The sequence below is a fragment of the Jeotgalibacillus sp. S-D1 genome, from assembly GCF_004358665.1.
In the GTDB taxonomy this organism is placed as follows: domain Bacteria; phylum Bacillota; class Bacilli; order Bacillales; family Jeotgalibacillaceae; genus Jeotgalibacillus.
In genome coordinates, this window is record NZ_SMZR01000001.1 from 946,943 (window position 1) to 970,355 (window position 23,413).

The window sequence follows — 23,413 nt, forward strand, 5'->3', positions numbered from 1 at the left end:
ATTCTAACATGAACTAGAGGCTTTGGCAATAAATATTACACTTTTTTCACAAAGTTCTGAATTGTTTCTATCGCTCTGTTAGCATGCTGTTCTGCTCGTTCTTTCTTGCTTTTTACTTTTTCTTCTAGATCAGGAAATAACCCAAAATTAGCATTCATAGGCTGAAAATTTTTCGTGTTTGCCTGGGTGATGTATCTGGCCATGCTTCCAATTGCCGTCTCAGCGGGAAATAGTACAGGCTCTTCTCCCAGTGCAAGTTTAGCAGCGTTAATCCCCGCTACCAAGCCGCTTGCAGCAGATTCAACATATCCCTCTACACCCGTCATTTGACCGGCAAAGAACAGGTCTTTTCTTTCTTTGAACTGATAGGTGGCATCAAGCACCCTCGGGGAATTTATAAAGGTATTGCGGTGCATAACTCCGTACCTGACAATTTCTGCATTTTCAAGACCTGGAATTAAGCGAATTACATCTTTTTGAGGGCCCCATTTTAAATGTGTCTGAAATCCTACAATATTATATAACGTCCCTGCAGCATCATCCTGTCTAAGCTGAACTACTGCATAAGGTCTTTTTCCGGTCTTAGGATCTTCCAGTCCAACAGGCTTCATTGGACCAAATAATAAAGTCTTTCTGCCTCTTTCTGCCATAACCTCAACAGGCATGCATCCTTCGAAATAAATTTCTTTTTCAAACTCTTTCAATGGAACAACCTCTGCTTCGATCAGTGCATCATAAAATGTATTAAACTCCTCTTCGTTCATTGGACAGTTTAAATACGCTGCTTCGCCTTTATCATAACGTGATTTTAAATATACTTTAGTCATATCAATGCTGTCTTTTTCGAGAATGGGAGCAGCCGCGTCATAAAAGTACAGGTATTCTTCTCCTGTCAGTTCCTTCAGCTCTGATGCCAGTCCCTCAGTAGTAAGTGGACCCGTTGCAATGATCGTTGTTCCCGCCGGAATTTTGGTAACTTCTTCAGAAAATACGGTGACATTGGGATGATCTTTCACCCTTGACGTTACATGACCGGCAAACTCATGACGATCCACAGCAAGAGCTCCTCCTGCCGGAACAGCGCATGCATCTGCCGAGCTGATAATAACTGAATTCAGCCTGCGCATTTCTTCCTTTAATACGCCAACCGCATTCGTTAAATTGTTGCCACGCAGTGAATTACTGCATACAAGTTCAGCAAATTTATCTGTATGATGCGCTGCTGTCTGACGAACAGGTCTCATTTCATAAAGGTTTACAGCAATACCTCGTTCTGCAAGCTGCCAAGCCGCTTCACTGCCTGCCAAACCTGCTCCCACTACATTTACTACTGGTTGTGTCATAGTTTTATTCCTCCTTGCGCTTCATAGCCATTAAATAGTTTATCATATATGTGCAAACAAGAAAGAGCCTGACGCATCAAGCCGCCAGGACCCTTAATTGGTTATTGCTGATGCTCTTCTTTGTAATCACAGGCTGAGCATTGAATTTGATTTCCTTTTTTGAGCTTTTTCTCTATAAGCATTTCATTACATTTCGGACATGGGCGGTCGATCGGTTTATCCCATGAGAGAAAATCACATGTTGGATATTGGTCGCAGCCGTAAAATATGCGTTTTTTCTTGCTTTTCCGTTCGATTACATTGCCTTCCTTACATTTAGGACACTTAACACCAATTTCTTTTACGATCGGCTTAGTGTTTCTGCAATCCGGAAAATTACTGCAGGCCATAAACTTTCCATAACGGCCCATTTTAATGACCATGGCATTGCCGCATTCTTCACAATCTTCACCGGCATATTCATCTTTAATTTCAACTTTTTCCATTTCTTTTTCCGCTTTGTCTAAATGTATTTCAAAATCTTTATAAAATTCATCAATGATACTGACCCAGCGAATTTGTCCCTCTTCTACACTATCCAGGTCTTTTTCCATTTTTGCTGTAAATTCCACATCAATAATTTCGGGAAAAAACTCCACAATCAGTTCAAGAACGATTTCTCCAAGTTCAGTTGGAATAAAGCGTTTATTATCAAGAGAAACATATCCTCTTTTTTGGATTGTATCAAGTGTAGGAGCATAGGTTGACGGTCGTCCAATCCCCAGTTCCTCCAGCACCTTAACGAGTCTCGCTTCCGTGTATCGTGGAGGCGGCTGGGTAAAATGCTGCTTTGGATCAATTGTATCAGATTTGGCAGTTTCCCCTTCCTTTAAGTCCGGAAGATAGTTTTCTTTTTCTTCAGACTGGTCGTCACTGCCTTCAATATAAACTTTCATAAAGCCGGGAAACTTAACTTTTGAACCTGTTGCCCGGAATTGCACTTCGCCATTTAATAAATCCACACTCATTGTATCCATTACAGCAGGCGACATTTGACTTGCAATAAACCGGTCCCAGATGAGTCTGTATAATCGGTGTTGGTCTCTGCTTAAAAACGGCTTCATGGCAGCAGGCGTTCTAAGAGCGCTTGTAGGACGAATTGCTTCATGGGCGTCCTGAGTTTTAGCTGTTTTCGCTTTGGGCTTTTGCGGTGTCTGCTGCACAAATTCCTTGCCATATTCAGATTCAATTACATTTTTTGCTTCCTCTTTCGCAATATCGGAGATTCTGATGGAATCTGTACGCATATACGTAATTAATCCGACTGTTCCTTCTTTTTTTCCAAGTTCAATTCCTTCATATAACTGCTGTGCAAGCATCATTGTTTTTCTTGCACGGAAATTTAGCTTTCGGGCTGCTTCCTGCTGCAAAGAAGAAGTAATAAAAGATGGGGAAGAATTCCTTTTTCGTTCTTTTTTCGTTACATTCGAAATTGAAAAATCCTTGCCCTTCACTTGCTTTAAAACATCTTTAACGTCTTGTTCATTTTGAAGTTTCTTTTTCTTTCCATTAATTCCGTAAAAGTTAGCATGGAACGTATCTTTTCCCTTTTTAAACGTTCCATCAATCGTCCAGTACTCTTCTGGCTGAAAGTTTTTTATTTCATTTTCACGATCGATAATTAATCTCACTGCAACAGATTGCACTCTGCCGGCACTTAAGCCTTTTTTAACTTTTTTCCATAGTATAGGACTTATGTTATAGCCTACCAGACGGTCCAAAATTCTTCTTGCCTGCTGGGCATCGACTCGGTCCATATCAATTTTGCGTGGATGCTTAAATGATTCTTTTATGGCATCCTTTGTAATTTCATTAAAAACCACTCTGCATTCAGAGTCCAGATCCAGATCCAGACTATGAGCCAAATGCCAAGCAATTGCTTCACCCTCACGATCCGGATCGGCTGCAAGATAGACTTTTTTTGCTTTTTTAGCAGCGGATTTTAATTCTTTCAGAACAGGGCCTTTTCCCCTGATGGTAATATATTTTGGTTCAAAACTGTCTTTTACATTTACGCCCATCTGACTTTTAGGCAGATCTCTAACGTGCCCCATTGATGCACGAACTTTATACTTTTTTCCTAAATACCGCTCGATTGTTTTGGCTTTAGCGGGTGATTCCACGATAACTAAAAAATCTGACATTCAAAGTCCTCCCCAGAGGTAATCTATCTGTAACTATTTATGTGTAACTATATGTGTACTGGCTAAATTTTGTCAATATGTTTTACATTGTCAATAAACATAATTAAACACATTTATTCCCTTATACTGCTTGATTGATAACGTTTTCCTGACGTTTAAGGAGAAAAAAACCTTCTTATGTGCAAGAAAACGTCTGAAGCACAATGTAAACTATATTTTTTTAAAAAGCAACTATTTTTAACGAATTCCCCATTCTTCTGCAATATGCTGTGCACATGTTATTAGCACTGCACCTTGCCTGATTAAATGATTCGTACCCTGCGATAATTCATGATCGATCGGGCCTGGCAGGGCAAAAACATCTCTTCCTTCTTCCAAAGCTCTGTCCACGGTGATCATTGAACCGCTCCTTAAAGCCGCCTGAGTGACGAGGACTCCCCGGGACAGGCCTGCTATTATTCGATTTCTGCTGGGGAAAAAGCGTTTATCAGGACGCAAGTAAGGGGGATATTCTGAGATTAAGAGCTGGCTTTTTATCATTTGCTCATAGAGCTTAGTATGAGTTGAAGGATATTGATAATCAAATCCTGCTCCGAGTACTCCAATTGTAAACCCATTCATTGCCAGTTGATGCGCTGCGCCATCTGCCCCCTGAGCCATGCCGCTAACAATGCAGATATTCATATCAATGAGCGGGGGAATTATTTTCTGCAGACTTGAAATTGTGTACCGATCTGCCTTTCTTGCACCTACAATCCCCAGAAAATAAGATGCGTTTAAATGATTCACATTTCCTTTTGTATAGATAACTGCCGGAGGGTCATAGATTTCTTTTAATTGAGGAGGATAATGATTGTCAAAAATAGTAATAAAGGATACTTGTTTTTGTTTGAGCTGGTTTATTGCGCAGGCAATGCATGTGGAAGAATGATAGTCTTGGAGCCTGATTTTCTGGCTTGAGGATAGTTTTAAAGCTGAGGGCCAAAATGGAGAGGAGCTTTTTTCCCAGGAGGTAAGTGAAGGATCTAGAGAAAGCCATTCCAGAAGCTGTTTGTTCGAAAGAATATGACTGTAATGGATGTGCAGAAGACGATTTTTTACACTGTTTACCGGCATGTTTAACCTCCAATTTTATAAGTTAAATAACCCCTGCGTTAACAGGGGCTGTTTGATGATCTTTTTAGAAATTAATGTGTTTTACACTGATCGTAAAGACCTTTTTCTTTTAAAACTTTAATTAGGGTTTCACCCATAACAGAAGGCGTATCTGCAACTTGAATGCCGCACTCGTTCATTACCCTGATTTTCTCTTCAGCCGTTCCTTTACCGCCGGAAATGATGGCGCCTGCATGGCCCATACGTTTGCCAGGAGGTGCAGTCGCTCCGCCAATAAAGCCTACAACCGGTTTAGTCATATTAGCTTTAACCCACTCTGCTGCTTCTTCCTCAGCCGTTCCGCCAATTTCACCAATCATGATGACAGCATAAGTGTCTTCATCATTGTTAAAAGCTTCAAGTGAATCAATGAAGTTAGTTCCATTTACTGGATCTCCACCAATTCCAACTGCTGTTGACTGGCCGATTCCTTCTTGTGACAGCTGATGAACTGCTTCATATGTCAGCGTACCAGAACGTGACACTACTCCAACATGTCCTTTAGTATGAATATATCCAGGCATAATCCCGATCTTACATTCGTCAGGTGTAATAACACCAGGGCAGTTCGGTCCAACCAGACGTGTTTTTTTGCCTTCCATATAGCGTTTTACTTTTACCATATCGATTACAGGAATGTGCTCTGTAATACAAATTGCCATATCCAATTCAGCATCTACTGCTTCTAAAATGGCATCTGCTGCAAATGGTGCCGGAACATAGATAACTGAAACGTTTGCGCCAGTTGCTCTAACCGCAGCTTCAACTGTATCAAATACAGGAACTCCTTCAGCCTCTGTACCGCCTTTGCCAGGCGTTACTCCTGCAACGATTTTCGTGCCGTACTCAAGCATTTGCTTAGTATGGAACAGGGCAGTTGCACCCGTGATTCCTTGAACTAATACTTTTGTATTCTTATCAATAAAAACACTCATTTATGCTCCCTGCCTTTCTTAGCCTACTAGTTCCACAATTTTTTGAGCTCCATCAGCCATCGTTTCAGCTGCAACGATATCAAGACCTGATTCATTCAGGATTTTCTTTCCTAATTCAACATTTGTTCCTTCTAAACGAACAACCAACGGCACGTTAAGCTCTACTTGTTTAGCAGCCTCAACCACACCTTCAGCAATAATGTCACACTTCATGATGCCTCCGAAGATGTTAACAAAGATCCCTTTAACAGCATCATCAGATAAAATGATTTTAAATGCTTCAGTAACTTTCTCTGCTGTAGCACCGCCCCCAACATCAAGGAAGTTAGCGGGGTCTCCGCCATAATGCTTAATGATGTCCATGGTTGCCATCGCCAGTCCTGCACCATTAACCATGCAGCCGATATCGCCATCAAGAGCAATGTAGCTAAGGTCGTATTTTGATGCTTCAATTTCTTTCGCGTCTTCTTCATCTAAATCACGGAATTCCATTACATCCTTCTGACGGTATAAAGCGTTTGCATCGAAGTTTAATTTTGCATCGAGCGCCATTACATTTCCGTCTCCGGTAGTAACTAAAGGATTAATTTCTGCAATAGAGCAGTCTTTTTCAACAAACATTTTGTAAAGGCCCAGCATAAATTTAACGGTCTTGCCAACCAGTTCCTTCGGAATATTGATATTAAAGGCTACACGGCGAGCCTGGAATGCGGTTAAACCCACTACAGGATCAATCGTTTCCCGGAATATCTTCTCAGGTGTTGCTTCTGCAACTTCTTCAATTTCCGTTCCGCCTTCTTCAGAAGCCATCAACGTAATGCGGGAAGTGGCACGGTCCAGCACCAATCCAATATAATACTCGCTTTTAATATCGCATCCTTCTTCTATCAGGATACGTTTTATTTCTTTTCCTTCCGGACCTGTTTGATGTGTAACAAGTGTTTTCCCAAGAAGTTCTTTAGAATATGTACGCACATCATCTAAATTTTTAGCGATCTTGACTCCGCCAGCTTTACCGCGGCCGCCTGCATGAATCTGCGCTTTGACCACTGTGATAGCAGTGCCTAGTTCTTTCGCTGCTTCCACCGCTTCTTTTGGTGTGAACGCGACATAACCGCGTGGAACGGATACCCCATATTTTCTGAGGAGTTCCTTCCCTTGATACTCATGGATATTCATGTTCCATCCTCCTATCAAACTCTTTTGAAAAATAGACTGCGCTTTCATTGTATTAAAGTAAAGTGGCTGTGTCTACCATTTCCGACGAACTTGTGAAAAAAGCGACAATTAAAGATATTCTGCTGTTTTTTTATTTTTATTAAAATGAAAATCCTTCACCTATCAAACTCTTAACAGGTGAAGGAAATATCGATTCAATTATAGAGAGCTAAATAGGCGTCAGCAGTCCAATATGCATCGCTGTAACGATTTAATAATAACTTAAGCCAATATTAGTCAAAACGAATTAAAAACCCATAAATGAAGCCTCTATGTACTCTGACGGGTTAAACGAACAACGTTTCTCTTTCCACTGACTATTATTCCCTAACTTGCCCAGCCATCGACTTTACAGGTGCAAAGCTTATTCGATGTTCTTTACACGGCCCGTAGTTATGTAATCCCTCAAGATGTTCTTTAGTTCCATAGCCGGCATTTTTCTCAAAACTGTAATAAGGATGGCTCCCGGCAAGTTCAATCATATGCCTGTCTCTTACCACTTTAGCCACGACGGATGCAGCAGCAATAGAAACACTTCTGGCATCCCCTTTTATAATTGATTGCTGGGGAATATCACCTTCTACAGTCATGGCATCTATTAACAGCATTTCCGGCGTGCGGTTCAACTGATTAATTGCTCTTGTCATAGCAAGCTTTGTAGCCTGATAAATATTTATTTGGTCAATCTCCACTGCACTGGCAAAACCAACCCCTACTGAAACCGCTTGTTTATTTATTTCCTGATATAGCTGGTTTTTCAACTTATGAGAGAGTTTTTTTGAATCATCAAGTCCTGGAAGATAAAAATCTTCCGGCAGGATCACAGCTGCAGCCACTACAGGTCCGGCAAGCGGCCCTCTTCCAACCTCATCAACACCTGCGATCAGATTAAAGTTTCCGGCTCTTGCTGATTCTTCAAATTTACTCATCTCAATAAAGCGTTCATGGAGTGCCTGCTTTTTTCGGATTTTATTGTCAAACGCTGTTAGAAGTTTTGCTACCCCTTTTCGGGGATCTTTCTTTAACTGTTCAATTCTCGGATCAGCCATCGAATCAATGGTTTTTAATGCTTGTTCAATTTCTTTAATTGATTGAGTCATGATCAACGTCCTTATAAATAATATCGGAGATAAAATAAAGACCCCGAACAAACCAGGGTCATTTATTTTCTGATGCAGCTTTTTCTAAAACATCCAAATCAAATGTCAGCGGGCCAAACTGCACATTGCGAACATCCCGTACAATCACTTCAGCTGTTTTGTCAAAATCAATTGTACCGCCAGCCATCAAGCAGCCTCTTCTTTTGCCAATTGCTTCAAATAATTCAACCACGTCTGAAGGTATTTCCTCTAATTCATAACGTTTTTTCAAACGTTCCGGATAATAGGTTTCTAAAAACTTCAATGCATATATAGCTATTTCGTGAAGGTTTAACAGCGTATCTTTTATAGCGCCCGTTAATGCCAGACGATATCCTACTTCCTGATCTTCAAATTTCGGCCAAAGGATCCCGGGAGTATCTAATAGTTCCATTTCTTTTCCTACTTTAATCCATTGCTGAGCTTTTGTTACACCCGGTCGATTACCTGTTTGTGCTATATTTTTTTTCACAAGGCGATTAATTAAAGTGGACTTTCCGACATTGGGAATTCCCACAATCATTGCTCTTACTGCACGGGGCTTTATCCCCCTCGATTTCATGCGGTCCCACTTTTCTTGAAGGATGTCCATTGTAGCTTTATGAATTTGCTGCAGCCCTACACCTTTATCCGAGTTAATAGCTAATGCACGTATCCCTTTTTCTTCAAAGTAAGCCACCCATTGTTTGGTTCGATGGGGATCCGCCATATCAGCCTTATTAATTAAAATAAGACGGGGCTTTTGATTAATTATTTCATCGATCATCGGGTTTCTTGATGAAATCGGTATTCTTGCATCTACTAATTCAAAAATAATATCTACTAATTTTAATTTTTCCGTTACCTGGCGCCTTGCTTTAGCCATATGACCCGGAAACCATTGAATTGTCATATCATCACTCCTAATTTTGACTATTGGTTTTGTTCATTTATCAGCCGGGTTTCTTGCAACGGCCAAAAAACAAGGTTGGTATCACCAACAATCTCCTCTATGTCAATCGTTCCTATATGTCTGCTATCCTTGCTGTATCTTCTGTTATCCCCCATAACGAACAGCTGACCTTCCGGAACACGTTCATCACCGGTAATCTGCTCAAGAGTGAAATCATTCGTCAGGATGCCTCCTGCTAATTGTTCTTTAAAGCCTTCTAAGTATGGCTCACTTACCGGCTTATCATTGATAAATAATTGATCACCTGAATACACTATTTTATCTCCAGGCAGACCGATTACCCGTTTTATATAATCGCGTTTTTCCGGGGCATGAAAAACAATTACGTCAAATCTTTCAGGAGTGGAAACTTTATAGTTGAATTTATTTACAATCATTCTATCTCCATCCTGAAGGGTTGGCATCATGGACAAACCATCAACAACGATCGGGGTAAATAAAAAATAGCGAACAGCTGCCGCAATTAAAACAGCGATAAATAATGCTTTTGTCCACTCCCACCACTCGTTTCTTTTTTTCACTTTATCCAGCCTCCGCTACTATACAGCAGTACAGTGAGATTCTTATAGTCATAATTGTAGCATAAATTGTGATTTAGAGGCATATATTGGCTATTTCCTGCCTCACACTCTTATTTACACATCATTTTCGTGACCGTTTCAAACTGTTTCAGGTCAAATAGACCATTGCTGTTCCGCTCTTAAAAACCTCTGTTGGCAGATGTACATCCTGTTTACCAAAGCTTAACAAAAAAAAGAAGCTTGCATGCAAGCTCCTTCTTTTACTTAAATTATTATCGAATCTCTTTAATGCGGGCCGCTTTACCACGCAGATTGCGTAGGTAGTAAAGTTTCGCACGGCGAACTTTACCGCGACGCACAACCTCAAGCTGAGCAATCTTTGGTGTGTGAACAGGGAATGTACGTTCAACGCCTACGCCGTAAGAGATCTTACGAACTGTAAATGTTTCACTTACTCCACCGCCACGGCGTTTAATAACAACACCCTCATACACCTGAATACGCTCACGGGTTCCCTCTACAACCTTAACGTGTACTTTAACAGTATCACCAGGTTTGAAAGACGGAAGATCCGTACGTAATTGTTCTTGAGTAATTTCTTGAATTAAGTTATGCATCGATTTCAACTCCTTCCAACAGATGCTCTTGCCTCACTATTGCCTGAGCAGCGGAACACCGTTTTCAATGGCCTGTTCACATTCCGTAAACTTGGCACAAGATTTATAATACCATAGCGCACGCTATCATTCAACTATCTTTTTATCTTTTTCCCATTCTTCTATCCATTTTTTCTGAAGAGAAGTGAGTGGATAACGTTCAAGTAAATCAGGGCGTCTCTGCCATGTCCTTTTAAGTGATTCTTTACTTCTCCACTCTTCAATATGCGCATGATTGCCTGACATTAAAACATTCGGAACTTCATGCCCTCTGTAAGTTGAAGGCCGGGTGTAGTGAGGATGCTCAAGCAAGCCGCTTGAAAATGAATCTTTAACAGCAGATTCAGCATTCCCCAATACCTCAGGAAGCAAACGAACCACACTGTCAATTACAACCATCGCACCAAGCTCACCGCCTGTTAAAACAAAATCTCCTATCGATATCTCATCAGTTACAAGATGCTGGCGGATACGCTCATCATATCCTTCATAATGCCCGCAAATAAAGATAAGATGTTCTTCCTTTGAAAGTTCTTCTGCTTTCTCCTGTGTAAAGCGTGCACCCTGCGGACACATAAGGACCACTCTCGGCTTTGTTTCATTTGAAGCCAGAACATCCATCGCTTCAAATATCGGCTCCGGCTTCAGCACCATCCCCGCACCGCCGCCATAGGGATAATCGTCTACAGACTTTTGTTTGTGGGGAGAATATTCACGGAAATCTACCACATTCAACTGGACAGCATTTTTTTCCTGCGCTTTTTTTAAAATCGATTCTCCAAAAACGCCAGCGAACATAGACGGAAAAAGAGATAATACATCTATTTTCATTCTAAAAGACCCTCTATAACTTCTATCGTTACTTGTTTTAATTCCACATCTACGCTTTTGACCACCTGTTCGATATATGGAATTAATACTTCTTTACCATCCTCAGCGGCAACAACCCAAACATCATTCGCGCCGGGTGAAAGAATCTCTTTCACTTCACCAATGTATTCATTATTGATTGTTGTTACTTTGCAGCCAATAATTTCATGGTAGTAATACTCATTTTCATGTAAATCAGTTAGTTGTTCTTCCGAAATTTTGAGCATTCCTTCGCGAAAATGTTCCACCTGATTTACGTCGTCGTAACCTTCAAAGGTTAATAAATCAAAATTTTTATGTTTTCTATGGCTTTTTATCGTTAATTCCTTAGGATCGCTATTCTGGTCTTTAAACAAAAAAAGAACGTTTCCAGGTACATATCGCTCATCCGGGAAGTCCGTTCTGGAAATGACACGCACTTCACCGCGTATGCCATGCGTATTTACTATTTTCCCAACATTAAACCAGTTTTTCATTTCTACCACCTCTGTCTGATCTCTTTCACCATGCCATCTTCTAGTACAATGATCGGCTTTTGATCAGGATGCCAAATACTGCCCTCATGCAAATCAACGAGCGTATCTGTTTCCATCAGCGTATATTCCGTTCCCATGGGTGTTTCCTCAATCGATTTTACTTGTGCCTGTGATGATCTGATAAATTGTCTTCGTTTATTTAATTCCTGCTGGATTTTCTGTTTAACTGCATCGGTATTTTGCTCAAACTGCTTTTCAAGTTTTTTTTGTTGAAAGATCAGTTGATCGCACTCTTTTTCAGCTCTGGTTATTTTTCCGTTTAATGATTCTTTCAGGCGGGATTTTGATGAATTTGTCATAATTTCTTTCACAATGGTTTTCTGCGTGATTTGCATGATTAAACTCCCCCAATTCTGAAATTCTACATATGGAAAAAGGGAGGACTGGTCCTCCCTTTACTGATCCACTATTTCTAATACGGTTCGCTTTTGCTGCTGTGTTGCCACACCAGCAAAAGTGACTGTACGTATAGCTTTCGCAACTCTGCCTTGTTTGCCAATGACTTTCCCCATATCGTCTTTATCGACGAAAAGTCTGTATGTGATAGAGCGCTCAGTTTCGGCTGTCTCTACGCGTACCGACTCTGGGTGATCTACAAGAGGCTTGACAATCGTTTCGATAAGCTCTCTCATGTACGAGTCTCTTACTTGCCGTGTTTAGCGTTATGGAATTTTTCCATAATGCCTTCATTTGATAATAAGTTACGTACTGTATCAGATGGCTTTGCGCCGTTGTTCATCCATTTAAGAATTAGGTCTTCTTTAAGGTCAACAATTGCTGGGTTAGCAACTGGGTTGTACGTTCCAACTGTTTCGATGAAACGGCCGTCACGTGGTGAACGAGAATCTGCTACTACAATACGATAGAATGGGTTTTTGTTAGCTCCCATACGTTTTAAACGAATTTTTACTGCCATTTTAAATTGCACCTCCGAATAGTTTCACACAAGATAGTATAATATCAAGGGTTAGATTGTTTGTAAAGTCTTTTTTCTTAACACACTGATTTTTTTTTGATTTTCGCCTTTATTGCATAAATGGAAAGTTAAATCCACCGCGTTTTTTGCCCTTTTGCTGGGCAGCTGTCATTTGTTTCATCATTTTTTTCATTTCATCAAATTGCTTGAGCAGACGGTTTACTTCCTGAATGGTTCTTCCGCTGCCTTTGGCAATGCGTTTTCTTCGGCTGGCATTAATAACCTCCGGGGATTCCTTCTCTTTCATCGTCATCGATTTGATAATCGCTTCAACATGACCGAGCTGTTTTCCATCCACCTGAAGATTGTCCATCCCCTTCATTTTGTTGGCACCCGGGATCATTTTAATTAATTCATCCAGCGGTCCCATCTGTTTAACCTGTCCCAGCTGTTCTAAAAAGTCATCCAGTGTAAATGAAGCAGTGCGAAGCTTCTGTTCCATTTCCTTTGCCTTCGTCTCATCAACGTTGGTCTGGGCTTTTTCGATAAGAGACAGCATATCACCCATTCCCAGTATACGGGATGCCATTCGTTCAGGATGAAATGCCTCTAACGCATCAAGCTTCTCGCCCATCCCGACAAATTTAATTGGCTTTTCTGTAACGGATCTGATGGACAGGGCTGCACCCCCACGGGTATCGCCATCAAGTTTTGTTAACACAACACCGGTGACCCCGATTGCATCATCAAAGTTTTGCGCAACATTCACCGCATCCTGACCTGTCATTGAGTCCACAACTAAAAAGATTTCGTCCGGGTTTGACAATTCTTTAATTTGCTTCAACTCATCCATCAGTGTCTCATCTACATGCAGCCGTCCGGCAGTATCAATTAAAACGTAATCCTGATGATCTGCCTTCGCTTTTTCGATCCCCGCCTTGGCAATTTCTACAGGACTAACCTGATCACCCATTGAAAATACGGGCAGGTCTAATTGCTTGCCCAGCGTTTCCAGCTGTTTGATGGCTGCCGGTCGATAAATATCTGCGGCTACAAGCAGAGGTTTACGGTTGTGTTTTTTACGCAGTAAATTTGCTAATTTACCGGTAGTGGTTGTTTTACCTGCTCCCTGGAGCCCGACCATCATAATAACGGTGGGCGGTTTTTTTGCAACAGCTATCTGGCTCTGCTCTCCGCCCATTAATTCTGTTAATTCTTCCTTAACGACCTTTATAACCTGCTGGCCGGGCGTCAGGCTTTGCATAACTTCTTGACCTACTGCACGCTCACTTACACGTTTAACAAAGGTTTTAACGACTTTAAAGTTAACATCCGCTTCTAAAAGTGCAAGGCGAACTTCTCTCATCATTTCTTTGACATCCGCTTCATTCACTTTCCCTTTTCCACGGATTTTTTGGATGGAGCCTTGCAGTCGGTCGGCTAATCCTTCAAATGCCATATGTGCAGCCTCCTATTCCAATTTTTCAAGTGAATCAATGATCGGCAACAATTGAGTAGCCTCTATTGGTGATTTCTTTGCAGCTGCTCTTAATTGATCAATCATTTTCGCACGCTCTTGAAATTTCTGAAAAAGCAATAGCTTTGACTCATATTCTTCAAGCATTGCTTCGGTTCTTCGAATATTATCATAGACTGCCTGTCTACTCACGTCATATTCATCCGCAATTTCACCAAGAGAATAATCATCCAGGTAATATAGGGACATGTAGCTCCGCTGCTTGGGCGTTAACAACATTTGATAAAAATCAAATAAAAAATTGACACGGGTCGTTTTCGCTAGCATGACATGTCCTCCCTTTGTTAAGTGAAAAGCCTTTACACTCAAATAATACCGATTACCGTTCTTTCTGTCAAGCATAGCCGCATAATTGGCATATGGACGGTTAGTTCAACTCTTCAAGCTCTTCATCAACAAGGTCTGCAAATAATCCATAAACATATTTTTCAGCGTCGAATGGCTGAAGGTCATCCATTTTTTCACCTAGACCTACAAATTTTACAGGGATTCCAAGCTCCTGCTTAATCGCTAAAACAATTCCACCTTTAGCCGTTCCATCAAGCTTCGTTAACACAATCCCTGTTACATCTGTAGCCTGTTTAAAGATCTTTGCTTGCGTTAAAGCATTTTGTCCAGTTGTGGCATCGAGCGTAAGAAGCACTTCATGAGGTGCTCCTGGCACTTCACGTTCAATTACTTTTTTCACTTTCTCAAGCTCTTTCATCAGATTCACTTTATTTTGCAATCGCCCTGCTGTATCACAAATCAGGATGTCCGCTTTACGCGCTTTTGCAGACTGAACGGCATCATACATTACAGCTGCGGGATCTGAACCTTCTGCGTGCTTAACAACATCAACTCCAACCCGGTTCCCCCAAACCTCAAGCTGCTCAATCGCCCCCGCACGGAATGTATCACCCGCTGCAAGCATCACCTTTTTGTCTTCCTGCTTGAACTTGCTGGCTAATTTTCCAATTGTGGTTGTCTTTCCAACCCCATTCACACCAACAAACAAGATAACAGTCAGGCCTTCTTGCTGAATTTGAAGCGCTGAACCTGACTGATCGTCACCCTGATAGATTTCAACCAGCTTTTGTGAGATCACGCTCCGGATGCCTTCTGTGTCTTTAATATTTTGCCGTCTGACTTCCATCTTCAATTCTTCAATCAGCTTCATGATCGTATCGTAGCCGACATCCGCTTCAAACAGAATTTCTTCCAGCTCTTCGAAAAAATCCTCATCCACCGTTCGGTATTTTGCTACCAGATCATTCATTTTAAAAGTGAAGCTGTCACGGGTTTTCGTCAGCCCATCACGGAATTTATCCGACATTGTGTCTTGCGAATGGGTTATTTTATCTTTTAATTTTTTAAAAAAGCTCATTTTATCAGTTCCCTTCTTAAGTTAATGCCTGCACTTCAGCCTGATCCTCTAAACGCACAGACACTAATTTTGACACACCAGATTCCTGCATGGTAACTCCATATAATACATCGGCGCCTTCCATTGTACCTTTACGGTGCGTAATCACAATAAACTGCGACTGCTGGCTGAAACGATGCAGGTATTGACTGAAACGGTGTACATTTGCTTCATCAAGCGCTGCTTCCACTTCGTCCAGTATGCAAAACGGCACTGGCCTTACTTTTAAAATAGCAAATAAAAGCGCTATTGCTGTTAAAGCCCGCTCTCCACCCGACAGTAATCCCAGGTTTTGGAGTTTTTTTCCGGGCGGCTGGGCTACAATGTCCACACCGGCATTTAATAGATCTTTAGGATCCGTTAATTTCAATTCAGCCCGGCCTCCGCCAAATAATTCTTTAAATACTTTTGCAAAATGAACTTTTACCTGCTCAAATGTTTCTCCAAAACGCCGGGACATCTCCCTGTCCATTTCTTCTATAACTTCCTGCAGGTTCTGCTTGGCATCGAGTAAATCTGTCTGCTGATCGAGCAGAAAATGATAGCGCTCTGAAACCCGGTCATATTCATCAATAGCACCTATGTTCACATTTCCTAATTCATCGATTGCCAGCTTGATTAATTTCACATGACGGCGTGCTTCTTCCGGTAAAAGCTCCAGTTGAAACTCAAGCTTTGCTCCGTTAAAAGAAAGCTCGTATTCCTCTTGAAGCCGGTTCAACCGGTTGTCAATATCCACTTCCAATCGATTAATACGGATTACTTCATCGTTAAGCCCGTCAACGAGTCCTTTATGCAGCCTTGTAAGTTCCTTCACCAGACGGTTTACCTGCTCCCATTCCTGCTGCTGGCTCACCCGGTTTTGCTTACTTTTTTCAATCGATGACATGGCTTCTTTTCTAAGCTGCTGCTTTTGATTAATCGTATGAAGCAGCACCTCGGCTTGATCTTCACCACTGTTCATCTCTTTCGATAACCAGGAAAGATCTTCTGATAAAGATGATTTTCGATTTTCAAGCTGCTTTAAAGATAATGTAATGGTTTCTTTTTCTCTTCCGAGCTGATGCAGCTGTTCCTTAGCCACAGCCAAGTCGGACTTGGCAGTCGAAAGTTTTTGTAACAGCTCATCTTTAGACGATCGCTGTGTTTCTTTTTTTGCAGTCAGCTTCTTCATTAATGAATCAAGCTGTATAAGCTTTGCATCTATATCCTGCAGCCGTTCATTTAGAGAGGATTTTTTTTCATTGATATCCTTGCTGGAATCATCGAATTCACTCATCTCTATATCATAAATCGAAAGTTGATCGTCAGTTCTTTTCAGCGCTGTTTCTGTTTCCCTGATGGAGGATTTAATTTCAGATTCTTTTATTCGAAGAGATTCACCTTTTGCACGAATGATCTCTAAATTTTTATCGAATTCGTTTATTTGTTTTTTATTTGCCCGGACTTTTTCTTCAAGCAATAGTGCGGTTTCCTCCATTTTGGGAATTTGCACAGAAAGCTGATCCAGTTCGTTTTTCCTGGATAATAGGGAAGCCCCTTTTTTTGACTGTGCTCCACCTGTCATAGAGCCTCCCGGATTGACAACATCACCCTCAACCGTTACTAAACGAAAACGGTGCTGCAAACGGGCCGCCAATTCATTGGCACCTTTTAAATCTTTCATGATTAATACATTACCAAGCAGGTTTTCAACTATCATCGTATAGCGTTCATCATAATCAAGCAAAGATGATGCCACACCGATAAATGAGGGATGCTGTTTCGCTGTCTCGAATTGATGCTGCTGTATGTTTTTAGGTTTTATGACTGACATCGGCAAAAAGGTTGCTCTGCCAAACCGGTTTTGTTTGAGAAACTGAATTCCTTGTCTGGCGTCTTTTTCAGTAGCTGTTATGATGCTCTGCATCGAACCGCCTAAAGCCGTTTCAATTGCCAACTCATACTGCTTGTCTACCGTGATCAGCTCAGCTACTGCTCCTTCTATACCTTTCAGTTTATCAGAGCGTGCTTTAAGAATTTCTTTTACCCCTTGATAGAACCCCGAAAAGTCGTCTTCCATAGCCTCGAGCATATTTTTTCTGGATTTTGCATCACTGACATACTGGTAGGCTTTATAAAGCTTTTCTTCTAACTCATTATACTCTGAATTGGATTTTTTCTTTTTTTCCTGAAGCGCTGAAAATTGCTGAACAGATTCTTTCAATTCCTGTGAAACAGCATCAAGCTCTTTTTGCAATGTTTCTTTTTTTACAAGACGTTCATTTCTTTCATTAAGAAAATGGGAATTTTGCCCAAGTAATTTATTAGCCCTTTTTCCCTGTTGCTCCAGCTGCTGATTTGCATAGTTTAATTCATTTTTAATCGTTGTTTTTTCATTTAAAATTTCAAAATAATCATTTTTAACTTGTTCTAACTGATCTTCAATATTTATTTCCAGGTTATCTACAGAACTCTGAAGCTCTTTTACTGTTTTTTGAAGATTGCCTACTTTTTCATTATGCGCTTTTGATTTCTGCCCATTATCACTTAAAAGATTTTTTGTGCCGGCAATCTGTTCAGCAAGCTCTTTCATTGCCTTGATCATTTGCTCTTCATTTTGATTGGCATTTTTCCTTCTTTCCAGGAGAACCTGGCGGTGGCCCTCAAGCTGTTCAGCTTCCTCGGTTGCCGCTAATAATTTTTTTTGCAGCTCATCCAGCTCAACATCAATCTGTGACAGATCTGTTCTTTTTTGTGAGAGCAGCTCTTCGTTTTCTCTGATTGATTCCGCCTTTTGCTCTTCCTGAATTTGCAATGCACGGTGATTTTCTTTGGATTTTTCCCACTCATCATTTAACTGTTCAATATCATGAACGAGGAGAGCCACCTCTGTACGCTTTAGCTCTTCCTTTTTTTCAAGATACTCTCTGGCGATAGAGGCCTGAATTTTTAACGGCTCCACCTGTCCTTCCAGTTCGTGGAGGATATCTTGTACTCTGAATAAATTCTCCTGTGTTTCAACAAGGCGCATATCCGCTTTTTTGCGGCGGTTTTTATATTTTAAAACACCAGCTGCTTCTTCTAAAATCACCCTGCGTTCTTCAGGTTTACTGTTTAAAATCTGTTCAACACGGCCTTGTCCGATAATAGAAAATGCTTCTTTCCCAAGCCCGGAGTCAATGAATAAATCCACAATATCTTTTAAACGGCATGGCTGATTATTTAGAAGGTACTCGCTGTCACCTGAGCGAAAAACTCTTCTTGTCACGCTTATTTCTGCATAGTCAAGAGGCAACGCTTGATCCTCGTTATCGAGAGTCAGCGTTACCTCAGCTATATTTAAAGGTTTGCGTGAATCACTGCCTGCAAATATGACATCCTGCATTTTTGCTCCTCGCAGAGACTTGGCAGATTGTTCACCCAAAACCCAGCGGATTGCATCTATTATGTTGCTTTTCCCGCTGCCATTTGGTCCGACAACCGCTGTTACGCCAGGAACAAAGTCTACGGCTATCCGCTCTGCAAACGATTTAAATCCCAGTATATCCAGTCTTTTTAAAAACATTACATTTTCACCTGCTGCGAATCCGGCTTATTCTTCAAAAATTCCAGAGCTTTTTGAGCTGCGTGCTGTTCTGCCTCTTTTTTTGAGCGGCCAGAACCCGTGCCAAGTTCTTTTTCTCCAAGAAGCACCCGGGAAACAAACTCCCGATTATGCGCGGGTCCCTTTTCTTTTAGAATCTCATAACTTAATGCACCGGAATGGTTTCGCTGAATAAATTCCTGCAGCTGGCTTTTAAAATCCATCACATGCGAAAAAGCACCGGTATTCACTTTAGGAAATACCACTTTTTCTAGTATCGTTCTCACTGGTTCCACACCCTGATCCAGGTATAAAGCACCAATAAACGCCTCAAATACATCAGCTAATAGCGCTGGTCTCATGCGCCCCCCTGTTTGCTCTTCACCTTTACCAAGCAGAATCAAATCACCAAAGTTTAATTCATTTGCAAAGATTACAAGCGAAGGCTCACAGACAATGGCGGCACGAAGCTTCGTCATTTCGCCTTCGCTCATCATCGGAAATCGTTCAAATAAATAGTGGGAAACTGTTAGTTCAAGAACAGCGTCCCCTAAAAACTCAAGGCGTTCATTGTCTTCATATGGCTTCCTGCGATGCTCATTCACATAGGATGAATGTGTAAATGCCTTCATTAATAGTTTATGGTCATTAAATTTTATGCCCTGCTGCTGCTGGAATAAACCGAATTTTTCTTCCATTCTCTTTGCTGCAGGCTGGTCTTTCCTCGTTTTACTCATGGGACTTCACCTTGCCATTTCTTTTCACATTAGTTTAAAAGAGCCATCATATAAAACAAAACTTGGCATGAAAGATCATGCCAAGTTTTACCTAACTGGTCAAAAAAGATCATCTTGGCTGGATGAATTTATTACACTTTAGCTTCTATGTAATTAACTGCATCACCAACTGTACCAATTTTTTCTGCATCTTCATCAGAGATAACCATATCAAATTCATCTTCAAGCTCCATTACCAATTCTACTACATCAAGTGAATCAGCACCAAGATCTTCTTTAAATGAAGCTTCAAGCTTAACTTCGGACTCATCAACGCCTAAGCGATCAACGATGATTTTTGTTACACGATCCATAACTTCTGCCACGTTCTTCACCTCCCTTCAATTAGTATAATTGAAAACAGCATGTAAATAAACTATTGCTTATGAATTTACATTACCATTCCGCCATCAACATGCAGGGTTTGTCCTGTCATATACGATGCATCATCACCGCTTAAGAAAACAACGACTTTCGCCACGTCTTCCGGCTTGCCAAAGCGTGCCAGCGGAATTTGTTTTCTCATTTCATTTTGGATATCTTCCGTTAGTTTATCAGTCATATCCGTTTCGATAAAGCCTGGAGCGACTGCGTTGACGGTGATTCCTCTTGAGGATAACTCTTTTGCTGCTGTTTTTGTCAGTCCGATGACTCCGGCTTTGGAGGCAACATAGTTAGACTGGCCAGGGTTTCCTGTGACACCTACGATCGAAGAAATATTGATAATTCGTCCGCTTCGCTGTTTCATCATGCTTCTTGAGACAGCCTTTGTTGTTAAGAATACCCCTTTCAGGTTAATATTCATCACATCATCCCACTCATCATCTTTCATTCTCATAAGAAGGTTATCCCTGGTCACACCAGCATTATTGATTAAAATATCAATTTTGTCAAAGCGGGTTATTGTTTCTTTAATCATTTGCTGAACCTGCTCAGAATCCCCGACATTCGCTTGAATGACAAAAGCTTTCCTGCCAAGCTCCTCTACTTCTTTAGCAACACTTTCAGCCTTTTCTTTGCTGCCGCTGTAATTTATAGCAACATCTGCACCGTTTTTTGCAAGCTCCAGTGCAATTTCTCTGCCAATACCTCTTGAAGCTCCCGTTACCAATGCTACTTTTCCTTCTAACTTCATCTTACTTCCCCCTTTAACGCCTTAACAGCTGCTTGAAGTGATTCCTCATCAAAAACAGGGAGTGTTACAGCCCGGCGGTTAATTTTTTTCACCAATCCGGAAAGAACTTTTCCGGGTCCTATTTCCACAAATGTATCTACGCCTAAATCAAGCAGTTTTACAATTGTATCTTCCCATAAAACGGGCGAATATAATTGCGCAACCAGCAGTTTCTGTATTTTGATTGAATCAAATATGGGATCAGCCGTTACATTTGCTACAACGGGAATCGCAGCGTCTTTTATCGTAACAGACGAAAGAACATCTTCAAATTTATTGGCTGCGGGCTTCATTAAGCTGGAGTGGAAAGGTCCGCTTACATTTAACGGAAGACAGCGTTTAGCGCCATTTTCCTTAGCAAGCTCAGACGCTTTCTCAACACCCTCAGCAGATCCGGAGATAACAATTTGTCCCGGACAGTTTAAATTCGCTAATTGAACTGGAAAGCCGTTTTCGGTCACTTCGTCGGTTACTCTCTTTAACGGTTCACGATCCATGCCAAGAATTGCTGCCATCTTTCCCTGGCCATTTGGAACAGCTTCTTCCATTAATTCGCCTCTTTTTCTTACTGTCCGTACAGCATCTTCAAAACTAATTGCTTCGGCTGCAACCAATGCAGAATATTCACCTAGACTATGACCAGCAACATAATCAGCATGAATGCCCTGCTCAAGGAGAACGGATAATATTGCTGTGCTCGCAGTTAACAGTGCAGGCTGCGCATTAGCTGTTTTTGTCAATTCCTCCTGCGGCCCTTCAAACATTAATGCTTGAAGACTGTCATCCAGACTTTTATCTGCCAATTGAAAGATTTTTTTTGCTGAATCATAATTTCCAGCAAGCTCCTGACCCATTCCAACAGTTTGAGATCCCTGTCCGGGAAATATAAATGCAATTTTAGCCATACTTCTACTCCTTTGATTGTCTATTTAATGATTGGGAAATTAATAACCCTACTTGCTGTTCTGCCATACTGTTCGCTTGTTTAATCGCATTAAAAATTGCATTTTCATTTGATGAGCCATGTGCTTTTATCACAGGAGCTTCAAGTCCGAACAATGCAGCGCCGCCGTATTCGGTATAATCCATCTTATTTTTCACAGCTTTTAAATCATTTTGAATAAGACCTGCAGCAATCTTAGCTTTTACTGAAGACGTAAACGTATCTTTTAGCATACCAAATAATGCCTGTGCTGTGCCTTCAAGTGTTTTTAACACCATATTTCCCGTAAAGCCATCAGTTACGACAACATCAGCTGCCCCGTTTAAGAGGTCTCTTGATTCTACATTCCCAATAAAATTAACATCTGATTCTTTCAGTAAAGTAAAAGCCGCCTTCGTTAGTTCGTTGCCTTTCCCTTCTTCTGTTCCAATATTTAAAAGGCCGACAGTGGGACGGGTAATACCTCGGACTTTTTCAGCATAGATGCTTCCCATAAGAGCATATTGAACAAGATGCTCAGGTTTTGCATCAGCATTGGCTCCCAAGTCCATCATTACAAACCCTTTTCCATCAATTGTTGGAAGGGTTGGGGCTAATGCCGGTCTTTCAATGCCTTTAATCCTGCCGACAACAAATAGTCCAGCAGCCATTAGTGCACCTGTGTTTCCAGCAGATACACATGCCTGTGATTCGCCGTCCTTTACTGACTGGGCCATCAGAACCATGGATGCATCTTTTTTTCTGCGTACAGCCCTCACCGGTTCATCAGTGCTCAGTATGGCATTTTCAGTATGTATAACTTCTATATTGCGATCATTTGTTAAATAAGGACGAATCTTTTGCTCATCACCAAAAAGTTTTACTGTTAAGGAAGGGATATCATTGACTGCCTTTATTGCTCCCAAGACAATTTCTTTTGGCGCATGATCTCCACCCATAGCATCCACTGCAATTATCACGTTATATTTCCTCCTTTAACTGGGTAGTGGAACGATACATTTCAAATTCCCCTTTAAAAACGAGAATTTGCTCTACGTATGATTTCACTACAACAGTTGTGCGGTGATCATCCCTGCCGCTCACTCTCGCCTTCGCTACCACCCGCTCACCCAACTGGACAGGCTTGCTGAATAAAATATGCGCACTGGCAGTAAGAGCTAATTCATCATTAATGACTGCTACCGCAAGTGAATTAGCCTGAGCAAAAAGGTGATGCCCGCGCATAATTTGATTTCGCTGAAAAACATGTTCCTGTTTTACATCAAAAATAGAAATAGCATTGTCATCAAGTTCAATATCTATAATTTCACCGATTACTTCGTCGATTGGAAGTGACCGGACTTCGCCTTCAAACGTTTGCTCGGCTACATTTTTAATTCTTTCACGAAGTTCAGGAATTGAAAGTTCCATCCGGTCCAGTCTGATTGTTTGAACACTGACCTGGAACCGCCTGGCCAAATCATCATCCGTTACAAATGGTGTTTCTGTAATGGTCTGCTGTAATCTGGCCTGTCTCTCTTTTTTTGATAGTTTCATGTTTTCACCGCCCGCTACTAGCACTAGGTACTAATAGGAGTATATAAAGAAAA

At 41.2% G+C, this 23,413-nt stretch carries 24 protein-coding genes; all 24 read right to left on the bottom strand.

The genetic code is table 11. The features are described 5' to 3' along the window. Positions 1-35: 35 nt before the first annotated feature. A complete protein-coding gene (gene trmFO, locus E2R51_RS04835; protein ID WP_133375889.1) occupies positions 36-1,343 on the bottom strand; it encodes an FADH(2)-oxidizing methylenetetrahydrofolate--tRNA-(uracil(54)-C(5))-methyltransferase TrmFO in 1,308 nt (435 codons plus the stop codon). Between the two features lie 101 nt (positions 1,344-1,444). Beyond that, a complete protein-coding gene (topA, locus tag E2R51_RS04840) occupies positions 1,445-3,526 on the bottom strand; it encodes a type I DNA topoisomerase (RefSeq protein ID WP_133375890.1) in 2,082 nt (693 codons plus the stop codon). Positions 3,527-3,763: 237 nt separating this feature from the next. Then, positions 3,764-4,642, bottom strand: a complete 879-nt coding sequence (dprA, locus tag E2R51_RS04845; RefSeq protein WP_133375891.1) for a DNA-processing protein DprA — start codon at positions 4,640-4,642, stop codon at positions 3,764-3,766. Positions 4,643-4,713: 71 nt separating this feature from the next. Then, positions 4,714-5,616, bottom strand: a complete 903-nt coding sequence (gene sucD, locus E2R51_RS04850) for a succinate--CoA ligase subunit alpha (RefSeq protein WP_133375892.1) — start codon at positions 5,614-5,616, stop codon at positions 4,714-4,716. A gap of 18 nt (positions 5,617-5,634) precedes the next feature. Beyond that, entirely contained in the window at positions 5,635-6,795 is a 1,161-nt protein-coding gene (sucC, locus tag E2R51_RS04855; protein ID WP_133375893.1) for an ADP-forming succinate--CoA ligase subunit beta, read from the bottom strand. 359 nt (positions 6,796-7,154) lie between these two features. Continuing rightward, complete coding sequence (locus E2R51_RS04860; protein ID WP_133376330.1) at positions 7,155-7,937, bottom strand: ribonuclease HII; 783 nt, start codon at positions 7,935-7,937, stop codon at positions 7,155-7,157. Between the two features lie 55 nt (positions 7,938-7,992). Further along, the gene (gene ylqF / locus E2R51_RS04865) at positions 7,993-8,865 is read right to left on the bottom strand and encodes a ribosome biogenesis GTPase YlqF (protein ID WP_133375894.1); all 873 of its coding nucleotides are present in this window, start codon (positions 8,863-8,865) and stop codon (positions 7,993-7,995) included. A gap of 20 nt (positions 8,866-8,885) precedes the next feature. Continuing rightward, complete coding sequence (lepB, locus tag E2R51_RS04870) at positions 8,886-9,455, bottom strand: signal peptidase I (protein ID WP_133375895.1); 570 nt, start codon at positions 9,453-9,455, stop codon at positions 8,886-8,888. A 263-nt stretch (positions 9,456-9,718) separates the two neighbouring features. Continuing rightward, positions 9,719-10,063 (bottom strand): 50S ribosomal protein L19, encoded by a 345-nt coding sequence (rplS, locus tag E2R51_RS04875; RefSeq protein ID WP_133375896.1) that lies wholly within the window; start codon positions 10,061-10,063, stop codon positions 9,719-9,721. Positions 10,064-10,189: 126 nt separating this feature from the next. Then, entirely contained in the window at positions 10,190-10,933 is a 744-nt protein-coding gene (gene trmD / locus E2R51_RS04880; protein WP_133375897.1) for a tRNA (guanosine(37)-N1)-methyltransferase TrmD, read from the bottom strand. Continuing rightward, positions 10,930-11,448 carry a ribosome maturation factor RimM gene (gene rimM, locus E2R51_RS04885; RefSeq protein ID WP_133375898.1) on the bottom strand — a complete coding sequence of 173 codons (519 nt, stop codon included), beginning with the start codon at positions 11,446-11,448 and terminating at the stop codon, positions 10,930-10,932. Before rimM ends, trmD begins: the two co-directional genes overlap by 4 nt. A 2-nt stretch (positions 11,449-11,450) precedes the next feature. Then, positions 11,451-11,843, bottom strand: a complete 393-nt coding sequence (locus E2R51_RS04890) for a YlqD family protein (protein WP_133375899.1) — start codon at positions 11,841-11,843, stop codon at positions 11,451-11,453. Between the two features lie 60 nt (positions 11,844-11,903). Further along, a complete protein-coding gene (locus E2R51_RS04895) occupies positions 11,904-12,140 on the bottom strand; it encodes a KH domain-containing protein (protein ID WP_133375900.1) in 237 nt (78 codons plus the stop codon). 11 nt (positions 12,141-12,151) lie between these two features. Next, positions 12,152-12,424 (bottom strand): 30S ribosomal protein S16, encoded by a 273-nt coding sequence (gene rpsP / locus E2R51_RS04900; RefSeq protein WP_104056010.1) that lies wholly within the window; start codon positions 12,422-12,424, stop codon positions 12,152-12,154. A gap of 109 nt (positions 12,425-12,533) precedes the next feature. Next, positions 12,534-13,883, bottom strand: a complete 1,350-nt coding sequence (gene ffh, locus E2R51_RS04905) for a signal recognition particle protein (protein WP_133375901.1) — start codon at positions 13,881-13,883, stop codon at positions 12,534-12,536. A 12-nt stretch (positions 13,884-13,895) separates the two neighbouring features. Next, entirely contained in the window at positions 13,896-14,228 is a 333-nt protein-coding gene (locus tag E2R51_RS04910) for a putative DNA-binding protein (protein WP_133375902.1), read from the bottom strand. Between the two features lie 100 nt (positions 14,229-14,328). Beyond that, positions 14,329-15,327 (bottom strand): signal recognition particle-docking protein FtsY, encoded by a 999-nt coding sequence (ftsY, locus tag E2R51_RS04915; protein WP_133375903.1) that lies wholly within the window; start codon positions 15,325-15,327, stop codon positions 14,329-14,331. 16 nt (positions 15,328-15,343) lie between these two features. Then, the gene (gene smc / locus E2R51_RS04920) at positions 15,344-18,913 is read right to left on the bottom strand and encodes a chromosome segregation protein SMC (RefSeq protein WP_133375904.1); all 3,570 of its coding nucleotides are present in this window, start codon (positions 18,911-18,913) and stop codon (positions 15,344-15,346) included. Then, the gene (gene rnc / locus E2R51_RS04925; RefSeq protein WP_133375905.1) at positions 18,913-19,668 is read right to left on the bottom strand and encodes a ribonuclease III; all 756 of its coding nucleotides are present in this window, start codon (positions 19,666-19,668) and stop codon (positions 18,913-18,915) included. The genes smc and rnc overlap by 1 nt, the downstream gene beginning before the upstream one ends. Before the next feature lie 131 nt (positions 19,669-19,799). Continuing rightward, positions 19,800-20,021 (bottom strand): acyl carrier protein, encoded by a 222-nt coding sequence (acpP, locus tag E2R51_RS04930; RefSeq protein ID WP_483299915.1) that lies wholly within the window; start codon positions 20,019-20,021, stop codon positions 19,800-19,802. A 77-nt stretch (positions 20,022-20,098) separates the two neighbouring features. After that, positions 20,099-20,842, bottom strand: a complete 744-nt coding sequence (gene fabG / locus E2R51_RS04935) for a 3-oxoacyl-[acyl-carrier-protein] reductase (protein WP_133375907.1) — start codon at positions 20,840-20,842, stop codon at positions 20,099-20,101. Continuing rightward, the gene (fabD, locus tag E2R51_RS04940) at positions 20,839-21,786 is read right to left on the bottom strand and encodes an ACP S-malonyltransferase (protein ID WP_133375908.1); all 948 of its coding nucleotides are present in this window, start codon (positions 21,784-21,786) and stop codon (positions 20,839-20,841) included. The genes fabG and fabD overlap by 4 nt, the downstream gene beginning before the upstream one ends. A 4-nt stretch (positions 21,787-21,790) precedes the next feature. After that, positions 21,791-22,783 (bottom strand): phosphate acyltransferase PlsX, encoded by a 993-nt coding sequence (gene plsX / locus E2R51_RS04945; protein ID WP_133375909.1) that lies wholly within the window; start codon positions 22,781-22,783, stop codon positions 21,791-21,793. Position 22,784: 1 nt separating this feature from the next. Beyond that, positions 22,785-23,360 carry a transcription factor FapR gene (gene fapR, locus E2R51_RS04950; protein WP_133375910.1) on the bottom strand — a complete coding sequence of 192 codons (576 nt, stop codon included), beginning with the start codon at positions 23,358-23,360 and terminating at the stop codon, positions 22,785-22,787. Between the last annotated feature and the right edge of the window lie 53 nt (positions 23,361-23,413).